General features: G+C 58.6%; 19 protein-coding genes. 12 read left to right on the top strand and 7 right to left on the bottom strand.

What is annotated here, in order from left to right:
* The first annotated feature begins 2 nt into the window (after positions 1-2).
* Together GFB49_RS19235 and GFB49_RS19230 are read left to right on the top strand one after the other, a co-directional pair.
* The gene (locus tag GFB49_RS19235) at positions 3-488 is read left to right on the top strand and encodes a recombinase family protein (protein WP_343032645.1); all 486 of its coding nucleotides are present in this window, start codon (positions 3-5) and stop codon (positions 486-488) included.
* Between the two features lie 176 nt (positions 489-664).
* Entirely contained in the window at positions 665-2,281 is a 1,617-nt protein-coding gene (locus tag GFB49_RS19230) for an ISL3 family transposase (RefSeq protein ID WP_425505249.1), read from the top strand.
* Between the two features lie 34 nt (positions 2,282-2,315).
* On the opposite strand, the gene GFB49_RS21070 is transcribed toward GFB49_RS19230, so the two are convergent.
* The 4 genes from GFB49_RS21070 to GFB49_RS19215 are packed head-to-tail and all read right to left on the bottom strand — an operon-like array spanning position 2,316 to position 7,416.
* Positions 2,316-2,540 carry a hypothetical protein gene (locus GFB49_RS21070; protein ID WP_105234944.1) on the bottom strand — a complete coding sequence of 75 codons (225 nt, stop codon included), beginning with the start codon at positions 2,538-2,540 and terminating at the stop codon, positions 2,316-2,318.
* A 40-nt stretch (positions 2,541-2,580) separates the two neighbouring features.
* Positions 2,581-3,708 carry an ABC transporter permease gene (locus GFB49_RS19225; protein WP_105234943.1) on the bottom strand — a complete coding sequence of 376 codons (1,128 nt, stop codon included), beginning with the start codon at positions 3,706-3,708 and terminating at the stop codon, positions 2,581-2,583.
* 1 nt (position 3,709) lies between these two features.
* Entirely contained in the window at positions 3,710-6,436 is a 2,727-nt protein-coding gene (rbbA, locus tag GFB49_RS19220; RefSeq protein ID WP_105234942.1) for a ribosome-associated ATPase/putative transporter RbbA, read from the bottom strand.
* Entirely contained in the window at positions 6,433-7,416 is a 984-nt protein-coding gene (locus GFB49_RS19215; protein WP_246149812.1) for an HlyD family secretion protein, read from the bottom strand. The genes rbbA and GFB49_RS19215 overlap by 4 nt, the downstream gene beginning before the upstream one ends.
* A 267-nt stretch (positions 7,417-7,683) precedes the next feature.
* Between GFB49_RS19215 and GFB49_RS19210 the strand changes: the two genes are divergently transcribed.
* Together GFB49_RS19210 and GFB49_RS19205 are read left to right on the top strand one after the other, a co-directional pair.
* A complete protein-coding gene (locus GFB49_RS19210; protein ID WP_194269411.1) occupies positions 7,684-9,525 on the top strand; it encodes a PHA/PHB synthase family protein in 1,842 nt (613 codons plus the stop codon).
* Positions 9,526-9,557: 32 nt separating this feature from the next.
* A complete protein-coding gene (locus tag GFB49_RS19205) occupies positions 9,558-10,049 on the top strand; it encodes an SDR family oxidoreductase (RefSeq protein WP_246149809.1) in 492 nt (163 codons plus the stop codon).
* A 311-nt stretch (positions 10,050-10,360) separates the two neighbouring features.
* On the opposite strand, the gene GFB49_RS19200 is transcribed toward GFB49_RS19205, so the two are convergent.
* On the bottom strand, positions 10,361-11,428 hold the full coding sequence (locus GFB49_RS19200; protein ID WP_153217676.1) for a hypothetical protein: 1,068 nt from the start codon (positions 11,426-11,428) through the stop codon (positions 10,361-10,363).
* A gap of 226 nt (positions 11,429-11,654) precedes the next feature.
* Here GFB49_RS19200 and GFB49_RS19195 point away from each other — a divergent pair, with 226 nt between their 5' ends.
* The 4 genes from GFB49_RS19195 to repC all read left to right on the top strand — a co-directional run bounded on the left by GFB49_RS19195 (position 11,655) and on the right by repC (position 16,369).
* Positions 11,655-12,563, top strand: a complete 909-nt coding sequence (locus GFB49_RS19195) for a recombinase family protein (RefSeq protein WP_043754160.1) — start codon at positions 11,655-11,657, stop codon at positions 12,561-12,563.
* A 342-nt stretch (positions 12,564-12,905) separates the two neighbouring features.
* Entirely contained in the window at positions 12,906-14,105 is a 1,200-nt protein-coding gene (gene repA / locus GFB49_RS19190) for a plasmid partitioning protein RepA (RefSeq protein ID WP_043754158.1), read from the top strand.
* Complete coding sequence (gene repB / locus GFB49_RS19185) at positions 14,105-15,073, top strand: plasmid partitioning protein RepB (RefSeq protein WP_223229246.1); 969 nt, start codon at positions 14,105-14,107, stop codon at positions 15,071-15,073. The genes repA and repB overlap by 1 nt, the downstream gene beginning before the upstream one ends.
* 240 nt (positions 15,074-15,313) lie before the next feature.
* A complete protein-coding gene (gene repC, locus GFB49_RS19180) occupies positions 15,314-16,369 on the top strand; it encodes a plasmid replication protein RepC (RefSeq protein WP_085870099.1) in 1,056 nt (351 codons plus the stop codon).
* Between the two features lie 174 nt (positions 16,370-16,543).
* Here the strand turns inward: repC and GFB49_RS19175 are convergent, their stop codons facing one another.
* The gene (locus tag GFB49_RS19175; protein WP_043754138.1) at positions 16,544-17,056 is read right to left on the bottom strand and encodes an RES family NAD+ phosphorylase; all 513 of its coding nucleotides are present in this window, start codon (positions 17,054-17,056) and stop codon (positions 16,544-16,546) included.
* Positions 17,056-17,406: an MbcA/ParS/Xre antitoxin family protein gene (locus tag GFB49_RS19170; protein WP_027264271.1), complete on the bottom strand. Its 351-nt coding sequence runs from the start codon at positions 17,404-17,406 to the stop codon at positions 17,056-17,058. The genes GFB49_RS19175 and GFB49_RS19170 overlap by 1 nt, the downstream gene beginning before the upstream one ends.
* A 444-nt stretch (positions 17,407-17,850) precedes the next feature.
* Here GFB49_RS19170 and GFB49_RS19165 point away from each other — a divergent pair, with 444 nt between their 5' ends.
* The 4 genes from GFB49_RS19165 to GFB49_RS19150 all read left to right on the top strand — a co-directional run bounded on the left by GFB49_RS19165 (position 17,851) and on the right by GFB49_RS19150 (position 20,024).
* Positions 17,851-18,336, top strand: coding sequence for a hypothetical protein (locus GFB49_RS19165; protein WP_043754136.1), 486 nt, complete (start codon positions 17,851-17,853; stop codon positions 18,334-18,336).
* Positions 18,337-18,376: 40 nt separating this feature from the next.
* Positions 18,377-19,315: an ArdC family protein gene (locus GFB49_RS19160; protein WP_153217674.1), complete on the top strand. Its 939-nt coding sequence runs from the start codon at positions 18,377-18,379 to the stop codon at positions 19,313-19,315.
* A 23-nt stretch (positions 19,316-19,338) separates the two neighbouring features.
* The gene (locus GFB49_RS19155) at positions 19,339-19,548 is read left to right on the top strand and encodes a DUF6330 family protein (RefSeq protein ID WP_040182663.1); all 210 of its coding nucleotides are present in this window, start codon (positions 19,339-19,341) and stop codon (positions 19,546-19,548) included.
* A gap of 86 nt (positions 19,549-19,634) precedes the next feature.
* Positions 19,635-20,024 carry a DUF3768 domain-containing protein gene (locus GFB49_RS19150; RefSeq protein WP_153217672.1) on the top strand — a complete coding sequence of 130 codons (390 nt, stop codon included), beginning with the start codon at positions 19,635-19,637 and terminating at the stop codon, positions 20,022-20,024.
* Positions 20,025-20,143: the final 119 nt, after the last annotated feature.

Raw genomic sequence — 20,143 nt, 5'->3', positions numbered from 1 at the left:
AGGTGTCCTCAAAACGGTGTTGCAAGTTTGAAGACGTGATCTCCGGCAACACTTTCGTCCGGCCCGGTCTGGCAGCCTTGCTTGATCAGGCACGGCCCAACGATACCCTCGCCGTCATCCGCCTCGATCGATTGGGGCGCTCGCTCAAGGAACTTCTGGAAACCGTCGACGACCTCAAAGCCAGAGAGATCAACCTGATCAGCCTCGAGGAACGGATCGATACAACACCAGCCGCTGGAGAACTCGTGTTCCACGTCTTTGGGGCCATTGCGCATTTCGAGCGACGCTTGATCTCAGAGCGCACCAAAGACGGCCTGATCAACGCTCGAAAGCATGGCCGCACCCCAGGACGGCCTGCATTACCGCCAGAGACGATCTCAGCCCTCCAAGATCTCGTCAGCGCTGGAAAATCCGTCGCTCAAGCCGCAAAACACCTCGGCATAGGCAGATCAACAGCTTACAAGGCGATCAGAAATGCCACACCATAAGTCATGTTCAGGCTTTGTTCTTCCTTGGCGTGGTTCTACGAAGAAACCTTCCGATGGGGCCAAGGACATTCTGCGCGGCGAAATCGTCACCTATTGTCGCGTTGCCCTTAAATCGGCTCTGCCTCACTTTGTGTGGCGCAACTATCCTGAAACTGGAAAATTCAGGAGGGATAGTTGTGAGTTCGAAGAAGCACTGGTCGCCGGGCAGCGATGTTGCAGTTCAAAGCGTTGAACGAAGTGAATCCGGCGGGTGGATTGTATCTGGCGTCTTGGCACCCAACGGCATTTGCCCAGACTGTGGATTGCATTCACGCCGACGTCATGGCTGGCGGCGTCGGTGGCTGCAGGATTATCCCGCGCATGGAGACGCGGTAACGGTTGATCTCGCAGTTTGCCGTTGGCGATGTTTGGCGCCTGCTTGCCCGCGCCGGACTTTCTCGGACCAGATCAGCTCGATTGCGCGTCCATTTGCACGTCGTACTTCGCGTGTAGGGGAGATTGTCGGCCATCTTGGGCATGCGACAGGCGGACGGCCTGCGGAGCGGTTGTTGCATCGTTTGGGCCTTGGGGTCAGCGATGACACGGTGCTCAGGCAGCTGAAAAGGTGTGCTCAAGGCACCACCGAGGCGCCGACAATCATCGGGATCGACGATTGGAGCTGGCGGAAATCGCAAACCTACGGCACGATCATCGTGGATCTGGAGCGTCGCGTGGTCATCGACATCCTCGAGGATCGAGATGTCGTCACCTGCACCAACTGGCTAAAGCGACACCCCGAGGTGGAAGTGATCAGCAGAGATCGGTGCGGTCTCTACGCCAAGGCTGCCCGGCAAGGGGCACCGCAGGCAAAGCAGGTCGCCGACCGGTTCCATATCGTGCATAACCTGCGGCAGGCCAACGAGGAGCAGATGAACCTTCACGGCCGTGCCACCGGCAGGGCGCTGCTGTCCGACGCCGACAACATCACCGCAGCCGGAAGCCTTCTGAAGTCCCGCCTTGCGCACAGGACGTCCCGGGAAGAGATTTTCACCACCATCCATGCGCTCCGAAATCAGGGACTTTCCTGCAGCGAGATCGGGCGGCGAACAGGGTTTCCGCGTCGCAGCATCGCGAAATGGCTGCAGTTCGAAACACCACCGGACCGCAGGCGGGCCGCTTTGAAGCCGAGTTCGCCATGGTATTTTGAAGAGTTCCTGAGCCAAAGCTGGAAGGAGGGCATTCGAACTGGCAGCGCCCTTTTCAGTCTGATCCAAGAGCGTGGTTACGAGGGGAGCCAGTCGCATTTGCAGCGGCTGCTGGCGGGTTGGCGCAGAGCCGAACAGCAAGCGAGCGATCCCAAGGTAGAACACAAGATCCTGGAGCCGGTTCGGGACCCGGAAACGGGGCACGCGATCTCCCCGGTCATCGCGGCCGCGCTGTGCATCAAACCGCGCGGCAAGCTCACCTCGGATCAGGCGCGTAAAGTCGATGCTCTCAAGACCCGCTCTCCCGCCTTCGTATCGATGCGCAGCCTCGCCATGCGGTTCAACGGTATCATGCGTGGGCGCGACGCAGGCCCGCTCCCTGCATGGATCGACGACGCAATCGAAACCGAGTTGGTGCCGATCGTGCGCTTTGCCCGCACATTGAACCGGGACTTCGATGCGGTCAAAAACGCGATTGAGATGCCTTGGAGCAACGGCCAGGCGGAAGGTCAGATCAACCGCCTGAAAACCCTCAAACGCGCCATGTACGGTCGGGCCGGCCCAGAATTGTTGCGGGCAAGAATGCTACCGTTTGACCACACAAAGTGAGGCAGAGCCGAATTAAGGGCCACGCGACATCTGCCTATATGCCCGGTACACCGCAGTCATTCGCATCCAGTTCAAGAACCGGATCATTCGGGCCGCATTCTTCACCACTGACAGAGTAGTGCCCGGGTTCGGTGCATCCGGCGACTGCAAGTGCCAAAGCTACCAGCGTGATCTGTGTTAGTGTTTTCATGGCTTTACCTTTCTCTGGTTGGTTGCCGTTTTGAAATTTTCGAAATCCGCCTTCGCTCGGAGCGCCCATTGGAGTTCCGGACCTTGTTCTCCGGATCAGTCAGGTGGATTTAGTGAACTGTGGCCATGGTCACCCTGAAACGCTTGAGTGCGATGAAGAAGAAGACGGCGCCGAGCGCGACCATGACCGCCATGTCGGGCCAAACGATGTCCAGTCCCGCTCCGCGATAGAGAATGGCTTGCGAAAACGCCACGAAATGTGTCGACGGTGACAACTGCATGACGTTCTGAAGCCAGACCGGCATGCTCTCCATCGGCGTCGTGCTGCCGGACAGGAGATTCATGATCACGAGAACCGGGAGCGACAACAGACCGAATTGCGGCATCGACGTGGTGAAGGTGGCCAGCAGGATACCGAGCCCCGTGACCGAGGCAAGATAAAGCACCGCCCCGGATACGAAGAGCGGGATCGACCCCGCGATCGGAACCTCCAGCACGGTCTGCACGACGATCCAGAGCGACAGGATGGCAGCGACAACGATCGCAAGGCCATTGGCCCATATCTTGGCGACCATGATCTCGGACGGGGTGACCGGCATCACCAGCAAATGTTCGATCGTGCCGTGTTCGCGCTCGCGGATCAGCGCGGCGCCGGTCAAAAGCACGGACAGGATGGTGATGTTGTTGATGATCTGCATCACGGATGAAAACCAGACGGAATTCAGGTTCGGATTGAACTTTGTCCTGACGACCAGGTCGATCGGCAGTGTCGTTGCGGTGTCGTCGCCGGAAACGAACTTGGCGACTTCGGCGCGGATAATCTGCTGAAGGAACACCGAACCGTTACCGGCCTGCGCCATTGCGGTGGCATCGACGTTAAGCTGCACCTGAGGCTTGAGGCCGTTCAGAACGTCAGCCTCGAAACTGGGCGGAAAGGAAAGGACAAACACGAACTTGCCGCTGTTCATCACGCTTTCGATCTCGTCGGCCGAGATCTCCTGTGGCGGATTGAATTCGGGTGGTAGGATCGCGCCCAAAATGCGCCCCGTCAGTGCCGAACGGTCCTGGTCCACATAGGCGACGGAGGCGTTCGAGACCTCAAGCTTGGCGCCGGTCGCCACCGAATAGACGGCGAAGCTGAACACATAGACGATCAGCAGAATCAGCACGGGATCGGCGCGTAGGCTGTTGAGTTCCTTGAGGCCAAGCCGAAAGACATTGGTAAGCCATTGCCACATGTCATGCCTCCTGCTTGTTCAAGGCAAGGACTGACACCGCGATGAACAACGCCACAAAGCCCGCCAGAGCGGCGTGGTTGAGCCAGAGCTCCGGCAATCCGAGGCCTTTGGTGAAGGTGCCGACGCTGATCTGCTGATACCAGGACGATGGGAAGGCCAGCCCGATCAACCGGCCGCCGCCCGAAAGCGAGGACACCGGCACCAGTAGGCCCGAGAAATTGACGGCCGGAATGATCGAGATAACGGCGGCGGCAAAGGTTGCCGCGACTTGCGTGCGCGTAAATGTCGAGACCAGCACACCAAAGCCCGTTGTCGCCAGCACGTAAAGCAATGTGCCGACAAGGAGCGCCAGGACAGAGCCTTTGACCACTACGCCGAAGACGCCATAGGAGACGATGATCAGCGAGGCAAAGCTGAGCATGGCAATCACGACATACGGCAGCTGTTTGCCCAGAATGAACTCGGTTCGCGTCACCGGCGTCGAGCGGAAATTGGCGATCGAACCGGTTTCCTTTTCCCGCACGACCCCCATCGCCGCCATCATCGCCGGGATCAAAACCAGCATCAGCATGATGACCGAAGGGATCATCGCGAAGACGCTCTTGAACGCTTGATTGTAGCGAAACCGGGTTTCAACAGAGGCTGCGGACGGATCGAAGGCATGGCCATAAAGCCGCTCGATCTGATCGGACATGTAGGATGCTGCGAGCCCTTGCAGATAACCGCGCGTCGTTTCCGCCCGGAACGGCATGGCACCGTCAACGGCAACGCGGACTTCGGGTTGGTCACCGCGCAGCAGGGATTTTCCGAACCCTGGCGGCACCTCGACCGCGACAACAAATTCGGAGGTTTTCATGCGGGCATCAAGCTCGATCACACTGGCCGCTGCCGGCCTTTCAGCGAAGTAGGGTGAGCCGGAGAAGCTCTCCATCAGTTCCCGGCTTTCGGCGCTCTGATCACGATCGAAAACCGCAAAGGGCAGGTCTTGCACGTCGAATGATATCCCGTAGCCGAAAGTGAGCATCAGGATGACCGGGCCCAAAAATGCGAAGGCAAGGCGCATCGGATCACGCAAAATCTCGATCGACTCGCGGCGCGCGAAGGCCCAAAGCCGGGCAATGTCGAAGAGGCGATCTGGTTTTTGCTGCCTTTCCGGCAACTTGGTTGCTGGTCTCTGGGATGCGGTGCCGCCAGCATCGCCTGCCGCTTCGCGCAGATATCCCACAAATGCTTCTTCGAGGTCATCGGTGCCTTTGCTGCGGGCCAGTTCCGCAGGCGTACCGATCGCCAAGACCTTTCCCGCATGCATCAATGAGATGCGATCGCATCGCTCCGCCTCGTTCATGAAATGGGTCGAGACGAAAATTGTCACGCCCTCGTCGCGCGACAGTTTGATCAGATGCTGCCAAAACCCGTCCCGCGCGACCGGATCGACGCCCGAGGTAGGTTCGTCCAAGATCAAAACCTCCGGCGCGTGGATCACCGCGACGGCAAGCTGAAGGCGCTGACGGATGCCCAGCGGCAGGCCGTCCGGCCGTTTGTCCGCGTCCTCGGCCAGATCGAAATCATGCAGCATCTGTGCGACCCGCTCTGCGCGGGTCTCGATCGGCAACTGGTAGAGCCGTGCATGAAGCTCAAGGTTCTGGCGGACGGTCAATTCACCATAGAGCGAAAAGGCCTGCGACATGTAGCCGACCCGCTGCCGGGTCGCCATGTCGTCCGGATTCAGCGCCTCACCGAACAGAAGCGCCTTGCCTTCGCTGGCCTTCTGTAGTCCGGTCAGCATCTTCATGGTGGTGGTCTTGCCGCAGCCGTTGGAGCCGAGGAATCCGAAGATCTCACCCGGCTCGATCTGGAATTCGACGTGATCGACCGCGGTGAAATCGCCGAAGTGGCAGGTCAGGCCTTTCGCCTCGATGGCAGGTGGGCCGCTGACAGGTTGGCGCGGCGGTACTTCGACTATGCGGTGGCCCTGCCGGTCCGCCTCGGGCAGCATAGCGATGAAGGCCTTTTCCAGTGTCGGTTGCCCGGCAGCGTTTCGGATCTCGGTCGGCAATCCCGTCGAGATCACCTCTCCCGCATTCATTGCTGCAAGCCAGTCAAAGCGCTCCGCCTCTTCCATATATGCGGTGGCCACGATCACGCTCATCGCCGGGCGTTCTTCGCGGATATGGTCGATCAGATCCCAGAACTGCTGGCGCGACAGCGGATCGACGCCGGTGGTCGGTTCGTCAAGGATCACCAGGTCTGGATCATGGATCAGGGCCGAGCAGAGCGAGAGTTTCTGCTTCATCCCGCCGGACAGCTTGCCTGCGGGCCGGTCCGGGAATGGGTCAAGCCCGGTGGCAGCCAACAAATTGGTGATGCGGGTGCGGCGTTCGGCTTCCGACTGGCCAAAGAGTCTGCCGAAAAAATCCAGGTTTTCATAGACCGAAAGCGTCGGGTAAAGGTTCCGGCCCAGACCCTGCGGCATGTAGGCGATGCGATGGTTACAAGCCCTGAGATGGTCACGCGCGGTGATGTCGCCGCCCAGCACGGTCGCGCCGCCGGTTTGCAGTTTGCGCACGCCGGCGATCAACGCCAGCAAGGTGGATTTCCCAACCCCGTCCGGGCCGATCAGCCCCGCCATGCAGCCCGCCGGGATATCCAGCGTGACGTCGGACAGGGCCGAAGTTTCGCCATAGCGGTGCGTCACAGATGACAGGCTGGCGACCGGCGGGGGTGTCATTGCGGCAACTTCACCTGAAGGGCATCGGGCCAATCGACGGTATCGTCGACGCGCACATAGCCGACACCCGCCACGCCCGCCTTCGCCTGTTCCTGGTATTCTTCCAACAACTCCGCCGGGATAGTCAGCTTCACTCGGAACATCAACTGGTCGCGTTCATCGGCGGTTTCCACCGATTTCGGGGTGAACTGGGCGGTGCTGGCGACAAAAGTAGCCTGGGCCGGGATCACGTAGTCGGGAATTGGGTCAAGGACAATCCGCGCCTCAGCCCCGATGGCCAGCAGGCCAGCGTCGCGCGCGGGAAGAAAGATCGTCATGTAGATGTCGGTCAGATCAGTCAGCGTCACGACCCTGCCGCCGGCGCCGACGACTTCCCCGGCTTTGGCGAGGGTGTATTGAACTCGCCCATCGTGCGGAGCCACCAGAGTTGCATCGGCCCGGATGCTTTGCAGTCGCTCAACTGTTGCCTCGGCCGACGCAATCGTGGCAGTTGCAAGGTCGATGCCTGCTCGGGCGGCGGCCACTCCGGCATCTGCGGTTGTCAGGGCGGATTTTCTTTGATCGACTAGCTCCTGTGGCGCATGACCCTTTGCCGCAAGTTGCTCGGCGCGGGCAAATTCCGCCTGTGCGAATTCCTGTTCGGACAGGCGTTGGTTCAGCAGGGCCTCGGTTTGCAGTTTCTGCTGCTCTGCCTGGGCGACGGCGGCCTTGGCCTGGCGCAACTGGGCGTCGATCTCGGCGGTGTCCATAATCGCCACCAGATCTCCCGCCTCGACCCACTGGCCCTCGGAAACGCGAACCTCGGCGATACGCCCCGGAAGCTTGGCCGCCACATCGATACGCTCTGCCTCAATCCGCCCGTTCGAGCGGACGATGCCGACCGGGAGCTCTGCGGTTTGGCTGTCCAACCAGAATATGTATGCACCGCCCAAAAGCACGCTGAGGATGACAGCAACTGTGCCATAGCGTTTCCATTGCATTGGTCTTCTCCTCATCTCGGCACCCGTGAAATCAGCAAGGCTTCCTGAACTTAGTCTTGCTGCAACGCCGCGTAAACACATGCTGCATTGCAGTATTTACATGACCGATATGCCAAACTGTCGGATGCGTCGGCAGGGTTTCGTGCCTACCTTGAAACGAACAATCCAGCGTCTAACGCCGATTCAACTTTGGCGATTTGATCGAAATCAATGATCGTTAAACGGGCATCGCTAAACCGGCGCGGACCATACAGAAGGTGCCAAGCGATGGGCCATGCAATACCCAAAGCCGCCAATATGCCCCACGAGATTAGCGCCAAGGCCGGGTCGGGCGGAAAAATACTTGGTTTCTCTGATCCTCTGGATTCGCCGAAACAGGAAGCTGACAATAAGCCATTTCCGGATACCGATCTGCCTGAGTTTTTGGATCGCGCGCTGAAAGCCCGGATGGGCAAATTTACAATGGGTCTGTCGCCCGCGGCACTCGCCGGTGCCTATCTGGACTGGTTGGCGCATCTGGCAACATCTCCCGGAAAGCAGTTCGAATTGTCGGAGAAGGCGTTTCGAAAGTGGATGCGGCTTGCACGCTATGCGGCGACGTGCGCCGTCAACAGCTATGAAACCGCTCCCTGTATCGAGCCATTGCCGCAAGACCGGAGGTTCCGCGGGGACGCCTGGCAGAAATGGCCTTACAACCTGTTCTACCAGTCCTTCCTTCTCAATCAGCAATGGTGGCACAACGCGACAACAGGCGTACGCGGCGTCACCAGACAACACGAAAACGTCATGGAATTCGCAACCCGGCAGTTCCTCGATGTGTTTTCGCCGTCGAACTATTTTCTGACCAATCCGGAAGTGCAGGAAAAGACCCTGGAGGACGGCGGGCAGAACCTGGTGCGCGGCTTTCAGAACTGGCTCGACGATCTGGACCGCCTGCAAAACGACAAGCCACCAGCCGGGGCCGAAGCCTACCGGCCCGGCCACGAGGTTGCCGTGACGCCCGGCAAAGTGGTCTATCGCAACCATCTGATTGAGCTCATTCAATACACGCCGACCACTGACAAGGTCAGACCGGAACCCATCCTGATCGTACCGGCGTGGATCATGAAATACTACATCCTCGACCTCTCGCCCGAAAACTCGATGGTGAAGTTCCTGGTCGACCAGGGCTATACGGTCTTCATGATCTCATGGCGCAATCCGGGTGCCGAGGATCGCGATCTGGGGCTCGACGACTACCGCAAGATGGGCGTCATGGATGCAATCGGCGCGGTGCAGGGCGTTGTGCCGGATCAGAAAATCCACGGCGTCGGCTACTGCCTCGGCGGCACGCTGCTGTCCATCGCCGCCGCCGCCATCGGCCGCGACGGCGGCGATCCGTTCGCATCGCTGAGCTATTTCGCCTCGCAGATCGACTTTACCGAGCCGGGCGAGTTGCAGCTGTTCATCAACGAAAGCCAATTGACCTTCCTCGAAGACATGATGTGGGATCAGGGATATCTCGACACCACGCAGATGTCCGGGGCCTTCCAGATGATCAATTCCGTGGATCTGGTCTGGTCGCGGATCCTTCACAGCTACCTGATGGGCGACGAACCGGCGATGTTCGACCTTCTGGCTTGGAACGCGGACGGCACGCGGATGCCGTTCCGGATGCATTCGGAATACCTCCGGTCGCTCTATCTGAACAACGAGTTGACCGAAGGGCGCTTCGTCGTCGAGGGACGTCCGATTTCGGTGACCGACATCCGGGTTCCGGTGTTTTCCGTCGGCACGGTCAAGGACCACGTGGCGCCCTGGCCATCGGTCTACAAGATGCATCTCTATCTCGATACCGATCTGACTTTCGTGCTGACCAGCGGTGGGCACAATGCCGGCATTGTTTCGGAGCCCGGCCACAAGAACCGCAGCTATCAGATTGCCACGACACGCCATGATGACCGCTATGTCGATCCCGAAAGCTGGGCCGCACAAACACCGAAGAAGGATGGCTCGTGGTGGCTGGAATGGGTGTCCTGGCTTGAAGAACGGTCAGGCAAGCCTGTCCCCCCGCCCGCCATGGGCAATGCCCTGGCCGACGCGCCGGGAACCTACGTTCATCAGAAATAGACACCTGCCGCACAACAAAGAGAAGAACAGAGATGGGCTTGCTTGACGAAAAACGCGGTCTCGTGGTCGGGATCGCAAACGAACATTCGATCGCCAGCGGCTGCGCGCGCGCTTTCCATCGGGAGGGGGCCGAACTTGCAGTTACCTACCTCAATGAAAGGGCGCGACCCTTTCTGCAACCGGTCGCCGAGGCGCTGGACGCTGAAATCTTCATGCCGCTGGATGTCACAGCCGACGCGGACATGGATGCGCTGTTCGAGGCCATTGCCTCCTCTTGGGGGCAGCCTGATTTCGTCCTGCACTCGGTCGCCTATTGTCCGAAGGAAGACCTGCACGGCAATGTTGTCGATTGTTCGCGGGAAGGCTTTGGCGCAGCGATGGACATCTCGGTTCACTCGTTCACACCCGCCGTCTGTCGTCAGGGCGCACGGTATCCGTCCGCGGCGGTTGGGCAGTTCGGGGCGATCGTGAAAGCAAGAGGGGCGCATCGTTCAGGCGGACTTGTCCAATATGCGGGGCGCTGATCGTAAGCGTTGGCATGCCCAGAGGAGGGTGGGTCCATTTTGAGGGTGGCAAAGGCCTGACACGAATTAAGCACCCTTGCCTGCATCTTGGCGAGGGTCTGAGCAGGCGGCGCGACGAGGACACACCGGATCTTTTCGAAAGCCTGCCTTAGCTCGTTGCCGGATCACACAGTGCGATTCTGACCAAAACACTTAGGTCGATGTTCAAACCACGACCCTTTGGCCGCATCGATGAACGTAAGTATTGGCGTCAAGCGCTCCTCCCTCAATGAACCGAGAAGGTCCCTGTCGCTGGATCTGATCACAAAGGTCTAGTCCTTGATCCGCCACATTCTGAATCGCCCTTGTTGCGTCACTTCTCGGATCAGGCCTCGCTCTTCCATCCATGCGAGGTTCCTTTGAACAGCCGCGCGACTTGCGCCTGTTAGGGCCTCCGCCATCGGGGCCGACACCAAAGTCCAATCTGTCAACACAGACCGAAGAGCGGCCGGAGTTCTGCCCGAAAGCTGAGACATGGCTCCTTCCGCCCGAACACTCCATGTTTGGGTACCATCTAGATGGCGCATCGCCGTTAGAATTGCGCTGTTCATCCCATCCAGCCAGCGGGCCAAACGTTCGGGCGGCAAGCCCGAACCACGCAGCCCCCCTGCCCCGCCCATGGCGAGCGGTGCGAAGATGGCGCCACTTCCATCGCTGGCCGCGATCCGGGACGAGGTGACGGCGGCTTCCATCTGGCCGCCGTGCTGTCCGAGGCCGGCCAGGTTCCAGAGATGAAAGCCCATGCAAGCCCGCGTGATTGGGTGGAGCTCGGCTGCTGCAGCCATTACGTCCAACCATCCGCCCGCGCGATCTTCGAAACGCTCAGCGCTGCCTTCAATGTTCTCGGGATCGCGGCGATCCAGGAAGGCGGCCAAGTCAGCCTTCGGTCCGGGACCGCCTGTCAGACGCCGAACAGCCCATCCAACTCTTGCCAGTGCATTTGGGTCATCCTGTGCACCTGACAGCCGCATCGATATCCAAAGCGCCAGACGATCAGAACTCACCCGATCCCCTGCGAACCAGCTAAGGTCCGCTGCCTCGATAAGAGCGAGGCGATGCCGCCAGCCTTCCGGGCCACGCAGCAGCCTGTCATCCAGAGCACCCAGGCGTCCAGCCACTCTTGCCAGTCGCGCAGCGTGAACGCCTTCTGCCTTTGCCCAGTCTTCGATGACGGCAGAGTCCGGCGGTTCTGCACGCGGCCCGGGAGGCAAATCATCTGGTTCTTCTTCGAATGGTCCCGGCAGAAACCAGAGATCCTCTTCGTGAGCCTCTTCATCCTCCTCGATGGGGATGAGGGGGTCATTGAAATCATCAGTCAAGGCGGATGCTTGGGTCTTCATATGTGCAAAATACTGTTCTTTTGCACATTACCCAAGTGATTTTGTGGCGGTTGCCTTCGCTCTTTATATAGTATGCGCGCGCGACTGCCGGTGAAACCTCTCAGATCGCGTTCAGCGCAAGGAAACCAAGGGTTTTTGGACGAGCGCGACGAGAGAGCACCTACTTGCATTCGTTTACAAACGGTCGTTTATTGATGATACATAAAATTGCAAACGGCCCGTTTTCATGCCCCTGATAGGCTACGCCCGTGTTTCCACAGAGGATCAGACCCCCCTGCCCCAGTCTGAGGCCCTGCAGTCTGCGGGATGCGCCGAGATCTTTGAAGAGCACGCCTCGGGCGGCAATCGCGCGCGACCGGTGCTGGCACGCGTGCTCGAACGCGTCCAGAGCGGCGATACGCTGGTCGTTGTGCGGATCGACCGGCTTGCGCGATCTCTGTCGCACTTGCTGGAGGTGATCGAAAGACTGGAGGGAAAGGGGGCGTTCTTCCGCTCGCTCCAGGACCCGATCGACACTGCCTCGCCCCAGGGCAAGTTCACGTTGCAGGTTCTGGGCGCTGCGGCTGAGTTCGAACGCGCTCTGATCCGCGAGCGCACAAAGGCCGGGCTTGCCTCTGCGCGCGCCAAAGGGCGCGTAGGCGGCAACCCAGGGCTACGCGCCAAGGATCCCGCCGCGCTGCGCAAGGTGCGGCTGGCACGGCAGGACGGCTATATGGAACGCCTGAACGAGACCGCGCAGGATTGGGTGCCTCATGTGCGCCGCCTGCGCCCCGATATGGCTTGGGAAGACGTGCTGCGAATTATCAATGCCCCCCTGCCCCCAGATCACCATTGGACACAAGGCCGACTGCTCCGCGCTGTGAAGGCATATGTGCGCGACGGGTTCCTTCCTGCCGAGGTGCTTGGCCGCGCCGGACGCCGCGAAACCGATGACCGACTGCCGGCCATCGTCGCAGCGATCAAAGGCGCGGACCCCGAAATCACGCTGCAGGCGATCTGCGATCGGCTAGAGTCGATGCGCGAACGGACCCCTCGAGGTCGTGCCAGCTGGCAGCCGTCTTCGGTCAAAATGTTGCTCGAACGAGCGGAGCGGCTTGGCCTAATTTCATCAGAATCGGCTCACTCCCAACTGTAACTAGCAGAGGCTCAAACAGCTGAATCTATCGCTCTAAACACCGTCAGAAGGTCAATTGTGCCATTGGTTGCATGGGTTTAGCCAATACCATCCAAACAATCCCCATGAATGGCTTGAAGCACGGTCTTTTGGATTTATCACCATAAAATCAACAACTTGCAGTTATCTTGATGTGACTGTACGTATTGGTGCTGTGGATAACTTTCACACTACATCTAGATTCTTCTTGCCGGACTCACTTGATCGTGGCATTCCCATTCTGACGGTAAAACGCGTCAGTCGCGCTGTACACCGTCAGAATGACCAAGAGCCTCAACAGAGGCCGAGAGTGGGCGGCAGGACATGGATGATCGTAACGTTGGATACGCGCAAGGCATAGGCTCTTCCGACATCGGAGCATTTGCCGACAATCTGGCTGAATCTTTGGATCGCCAGATGAAGATCGCTTTCGAGCCCGAAGAACGAAAGTCCCTGCGCCGATTCAGTTCTACCGAAGTTGCCAGCCTCCTGCGCGTTAGCACATCTAACCTGCGCAACCGGCACAAGGACGGCAGCTTCCCGGAAGTTCATACAGACAACCGCGGACACCGGTTCTACACAGCCCAAGAGATCGATAAGCTGCGCGACATTCTGGGGCGCACCGGAAAGAACGCAGAAAGCTACCGCCCCGGTCGACGTGAAGGCGATCGTCTCCAGGTGATATCTGTCGTCAATTTCAAAGGCGGATCGTCAAAAACAACAGCAACGATCCATCTTGCACAACGGTATGCTTTGCGAGGTTACCGAGTGTTGGTCTTGGATCTCGATCCGCAGGCAAGTTTGACCACCTTTTTCGGCTTTCGGCCAGAGCTCGAGTTCGCCGAAGGCGGCACAATCTATGATGCCCTGAGATATGAGGAACAAGTTCCGCTCTCAGCCGTCATCCAAAAAACCTACTTCCATAAGCTCGATATGGTCCCAGCGGGCCTGATGCTCTCGGAATACGAAACTGAGACGGCAAACGCCCTCGCCCGCCGGGTGCAACCCATATTTGCGGAGCGTCTTGCCTTAGCGCTTGAGGAAGTAGAGGCGAATTACGACATCGTTCTGATCGACTGCCCACCTCAACTTGGCTTTCTGACCCTAACGGCGTTGGCAGCCTCGACGGGACTCCTAGTAACGGTCGTGCCTGGCATGCTCGACATTGCTTCAATGAGCCAGTTCCTGAAACTTGCTTCGGAAACGGTAAAGGCTGTCGAAGAAGCCATTGGCAGGCGCGTTACATGGGACTTCGTAAAGTTCTTGATCACGAGATACGAGCCGTCGGACGGGCCTCAGACCCAGATGGCGGGCTACCTGAGATCGATCTTGGCCGGACAGGTCATGACTGAGCCAATGCTGAAATCTACAGCAATCTCGGACGCCGGTATGACCCAGCAAACCGTCTACGAAGTTGATCCGAGCCAATTCATTAGAAAAACGATTGATCGCGCTCTGACCAGCGTGAATGGCGTGGGAGATGAGTTGGAACAGACAATCCAAATGGCATGGGGGCGTCGCTGATGGCCCGAAATATCTTCAATCAGCCTCCAAAGGACGAGAAGGAGAGCGCGGCCCCCTCCCCTACCCCGCCAAAAGCAGCAAAACTGCCAGGATCTGTTGGCGGATTGCGCGACTCTTTGCGCGAGATTACCGCGAATTCGATCCGTGACATCGAGCCCGATCAGATTGACATGGATGGTCTGCGCGATCGGTTGGTGCTGGAGGATTCCAGTATTGATGAGTTGGCCGAAAGCATTCGCAAGCATGGGCAACAAGTACCAATTATGGTCCGTCCATCAGCGCAACCGGACAGATACCGTATCATCTACGGACGACGCAGGCTCGCAGCGATCCGCATGGTCGGCGGAACGGTCAAGGCGATCGTTCGAAGCCTGGATGACGACGCATCTCTGATCGCACAGGGCCAAGAGAACAACCTCCGACTAGACCCGTCTTTCATTGAGAAATCTCTTTTTATCAAAGAGATGCAGGAATCAGGTTACAAGCCAAACGTCATTCAGGATGCTCTCGGCTTGACACGGCAGGGCGTGTCCAATCATCGCGTCGTCATAGAGCAACTGCCAGAAGGGCTTGTACAGCTGATCGGGCCGGCACATGGCATCGGACGACGGCAATGGGGTGACCTGGCCGCTTTGTCGAAAAAGATAGATCTGGTGAACACAGCCAAAGAGGTGATCGCCGCCCTGCCCGACGACACTCCAAGCGCGGATAAGTTTCAGGCAGTCTACTCGGCTTGCTCGAACAAGGCGCGTAGCGACAAGAAGCAAGCCAACCGCAGCCTAACGTCCGTTGTCAAAGATGGGGACGGTAGCTCTGTGGGAACGCTGACAGTCGACCAGAAAACGATCGCTATCAAGATCACCAAGAAGGACAACCCAGAATTCGGCCAATGGATCGAAGAGCGCGCGGAGGCAGCGCTTTTGAAGCTCTTCGAACAGTGGCGGAATGAGAGCGGCTCTGGGTCCTAAGCCCCGAGCCACACAGAGTAACTCGAGCAGAGGAGAAAAGCGAAGACCAGAAAGAAAAGAGCCCCCCAAAGTTTCCCCTGGAGAGCCCTCATCATTCGATTAGCACTCATGATGTAGCAACCTCCAGCAAACCGGTCAAGAGTCACCGATTCGGTGGACGGGTTTTTATTGCCTTTTTCTGAGCGAAATCTCGGGAAGAGACTGGGAAGTTGTGGGCCGAACGGTCGTCGTGAAGAAACCATGGCATTTACAAAACTATCGATCAGAACCGCTGATGCTGATGCATCACGCGGCTCAATTTCTGCGGCTGAAACCGACATCTGGACCATCTTCAGGGCACTAAGAGATGCACGTAGCGTATTCGGTCTGCGTCCTGGCCATATCCAAACACTTCAAGCCATGCTCAGTTTCTTGAAGCCCGGCCATGGCGAAACGGTTTTCGCGTCCAACGACTCGATTTGCCAGCGCGTCGGCGGAATCGACGAACGGACACTCCGCAGGCACATCAACCGCTTCGTCGAACTCGGGTTCATCAAACGCAATGACAGCTCGAACAGAAAGCGCTACCGCGTTCGCTCATCCAGCGGGGAATGCATCAGCTATGGACTGTCTCTAACCCCCCTCCTCCAACGTGCGAGCGAGCTTATCGCCATCGCACATGAGATGGAAAATAACCGGCGGGATCGGATATTTGTCCGCAAACAGATCCTGACAAAGCTCGCCCATTTGGAAGAGCATGATCCCAGCAACACATTCATCAACCACGCACGGAGAGCTCTACGCAGGAAGCTGAGCCTTACCGAATACCACGCGCTGCTCGCCGACACGGACAAAGAATGCCAGACTTTGTATACCCCAGATAACCCACCAGAAACTGTGGAGTTGCCCGCCAATGACGGACAAACTGTCCGGCACCAATCTATGTCTGAAGAAGAAAAAAAAGATTTAGATAGCAACACAGGCAATGAAGCTCTGAAACCAGACTTGCTAACCTCAGTCTGCGATCAAGCGACATCGTTCTCCACAGAGAGACTTAGAGACTGGTTGGACATTGAAAACCATGCTCGAACTCTTGCACCCATGATGGGGATTCACCCAGAAACATTTGAGAAAGCCAAGAATGCAGTAGGAGCTCAGAAAGCGTCATGCGCGATCTTCATCATGCTACAACTTGGACAACGCATCAGGGATTTTGGAGCGTACTTTCACAGTATCACCTTGGGCCAACGTCAAGACCAGTTTGATCCAGTGGCTTTGATCAAGCGTCTATCCAAAACTGCTATGCAAACCGCCTAGTGTCCACCGCGGTGGACGTCTGGCCATCAACTAGTCCAATGACGCGCGGTCTCGCCACATGCATCAAAGCGACAGAGCCAAATTCCACTAGGGCGATACTACACAGTCAATCCATGTACCTCCGACCCGCCGATGTCCACCGCGGTGGACAGATCCGGCACCAAGTCTCTCAACTCACATGCGCGACAGCCGCTTTTCGTCATCCACCACTTCCAAAGAACCCTTGTTGGCAGTCCAGGCCCACAGGACGATGTTGAAGTCCGTTGATGACGCACCCTTCGCAAAGCTTTGGATCAGAAGCCCCGCAAACCGATCTGCTATAAGGGCGCGTGCTAGCTCCTGTGTCGGTACCAATTGGCCATCGAGCATCTTCATGCGCCATGCAGAGTCGGCAAGCATCGCCTCGGTCACACCATACCGTTCGAGCTTGTCCTGATCGCGGGTATCGAAAATAGGCCCAAGGTCGGCTTTGTAGGACACCAGGATCGTGGGTTGCAGGCTGCCTACCTGGTTGGCTTCTCTAAGAGCGGTCGCGGGATCCAGCGAGGTGTAGAGGGCAGGGGTGCCCTTGGCGTTAAAGCGCCCTCCATAGAGTTCAGCGCCTCGTCCGGACAGAGGTTCACGCGCATAGACCGGGTTCAGGGCGCGATAGAGTGGCCCTGTGTAGCGTCCATCTTTCAGCGGCATCAGGCAAAGACGCCCGCATCGACCGCATCGATGTATTCCAGAACTTGCTGAGCTTTGCCTTCCTGCACCAGCTGCATGGCTGTCCGGCCATCAAAGCCGGGCAGGGGCTCTGACCGGTACCATGCATAGGCCATCAGTTCCGAGCCGAAGCGGGGCTCAACTTTGTTCAGCACCTCTACCAATTCGCGCAGGCGGCGCTGCGTCTTGTCCGAACCGATGCGGGCTCGCCTCTGCAACGCGTCTTTGCCCAAGCCGACGGTCAATGCGATCTCTTCTGCTGATGTGCGTAGCACCGCGGCGATCTTGCGCGGTTCGAATTGCCCAGCTTCAGCAAAGTTCGTGATGTGCATGATCTATGCTCCTACGGTGATACTGACGGTATATAGCGGCAACATCGCTGAAATTCAAGCTGACAGGAGGCGCTGCGCCTTCGTTTCCCGTGCTTATCCGTAACGCTGCAGTGCTCTGAACGAAGCAAATCCTGATCTTTGGGCCTGAGAGGTCACCGTTGGAGCGCTTTTGCCGATCGAGAACGTCAGATAAGCTATTGATAATATGAGAAAGACTGCAGCAGTCGGGCCGGAGTTGCCGATATGGCTTGCCGATCTTGGATCGAAACCGCCACTTACTGCATGCCGTCACTGGGGTCCGCGGTGGTGTCGGACCCTCGGCCGTTACCCCGGACCAGTTGGCTGCTGAAAAGTAAAAGTGTCCTTCGGGTTTTGTGACTGACGGATGAGGGCCTTTGGGGTCCCTCGGATGGGTCCGGACCGGATTCCGGTCTGTCTTTCCTAATGAAGGGCATTCTAATGGAAACAGGTGTCTTGCGCGTGCTCCGCACAACCGCCGCCTCCTGGTGGCGGCATAGAGAGCTGCGCAGAACTGGCCAGACGGCGCTATCGCGGCAACTCGAGCGCGAGACCGTCCTGCGCGATCTTGGCTACCTCAGGCAGGCGGCATTATTGCCAAACGCGCATGTGATCTGCGGGGAGGGTGGGACGTTCCTTCATCTCGGCTGGACCACAGTGTCGACTTTCGCGCCGATCGAACGCTTTCCCTTGGCCGCTCTTGCGGTCGCACGAGGGACCCCGTTCATCGATATCCGACCCGTCACCGATGTTATCGCATTCGCGAACTTGCCGCGGGTGGCGCGGGACAGATCTGTCGATCCTGACCTTTCAGGTGCCGGCAGGTGCGTCTCGCTGACCACCTACATCGACACGGTCGAGCGGCTCGGCGCGAGGATCGTCAACGATCCGCGGCCCCGTCAGTCAATCTGATCACCACTCCCTCTCACAAACATTCGAAAGGAGGCCAGCCATGGCCCGATCCCCCACGCCCAAATTCGATGCCTCCGAGGTCATCACAAACGAAATCATCCGCATCATCGAGCGCGGCGTCCTGCCGTGGCGCAAGCCCTGGACCGCAGGCGGCAGCTCACGCCCCCTGCGCGTGGGCGGCGAACCCTACCAGGGGGTGAACAACTTCCTGCTGACGATGCGGACCGTGATGGCGGGCCACAGCTCTCCCTTCTGGATGACTCTGCCTCAGGCCAATGCGTTGGACGCAAAGGTCCGCAAGGGCGAGAAATCCTCTGTCGTCGTCTATTACGGCCAAAGCCGGAAAGACGCGGGCGGCGAGGACGACCGCAGCGATGGCGATGATCGCTCCGAGGAAGCCCGCATCTTCCGCTTCCAGAAATCCTACCGCGTATTCAACGCCTGCCAGATCGATGGCCTGCCCGACAGCTTCTTCCCCGACCCGGAGCCCGTTCCCGCGCATCCGCCGTCCAAGCCCATCCCGCACATGCAGGCGTTTTTCGACGCCATCGACATCACGACCGTCTTCACCGGGACGGAAGCGTACTATTTGCCGCCCGTGGACAAGGTCTACATGCCGTCCATCACGCGGTTTGAAAACCCGCGCAATTTCTACGGGGTCTGGGCCCATGAGCTGGCCCATGCGACGAAAGCCCCCCATCGACTGAACCGTGATTTCGGGTTCTCGAAGTTTGGCAACACGTCCTATGCGCGCGAGGAGATCGTCGCGGAATTGACCTCGGTGTTCCTGGGTCAGACGCTCGGCTTCACGGCGCATACGCTCGAGATGAATGCCGCCTACCTCCACAACTGGTTGCGCGTTCTTCGGTCGGACAAGGGTGCGATCTTCAAGCACGCCGCGGATGCGCAGCGCGCCTGTGACTATCTGATCGCACAATCTGAGGCGGGTAGGGCAGGGCGCAGTGCCGAGGCCGCCTGACCACACGGAGAACGGAGACTCGCATGTCACGCAAGGAACCCAAGACGCTGCGGGTGGCCTGCTTCGAAGACGGCCGCCGCAAGATCATCACCTTCAAACGCGGTGCCTATTGGTGGAGCCCGTCCGAGGGCGCTTACCCGCTCTCGGCGGCACTCGAGAGCATCAAGGAACAGGGCGGCTGGATCGAAACCATCCCCAACCCGAACTACAGAGCCAGAGGGCTGTTCGGGTAAGGCGCCTTCTGCTTCGGTCCTTCCGCCAAGCAGAAAAGTGAAAGCGGGCTTTGGGAAGGGTGTTTCAACTTCTCAAAGGAGATCCCATGTCCATGACCGTTCAATCCCAGCCAGACCGTCCGGATCCGACCGTGATCGCGGCGCAAAACGACGCGTTTCGCAAGCTCGCGTGCCTTGGAGTGGCGCCCGCGCAGCCCACCCAGGGCCGAATGCATGTCACCCGCTCGCTTATGGAGGCCGGTGACGGCTTCATGGCCGAGGCGGTGAAGGCCACTGGTGAATTTGCCACGTTCGAGCCTGAGAATGATCCCGAGGGATGGCACGATTTTGGCGCGGTCGAGATCCGGGGAGAGACCGTGTTCTGGAAGATCGATCTCTATGAAGCAGACTCGGACTTCCGCTATGGGGCTGAGACCCCGGACAATCCTGCCACCACCATGCGCGTGCTGACCATCATGCTGGCGCGCGACTGGTAGAAGTGCAGGGGGCTCCTCCCCCTCCTGAAACCCCAGGCGATGAAGGCCCGCTGCCCACTCAAAAGGCAAAGATGCCGTAATGGGGCTTTCGGCGAATCGAGCACGTTTCGCTTGTTTGT

It is taken from the genome of Tritonibacter litoralis, assembly GCF_009496005.1.
Classification (GTDB): Bacteria; Pseudomonadota; Alphaproteobacteria; order Rhodobacterales; family Rhodobacteraceae; genus Epibacterium; species Epibacterium litoralis.
The sequence above is the reverse complement of the archived record's forward strand: the minus strand, read 5'-3'. Positions and strand labels throughout refer to the sequence as shown.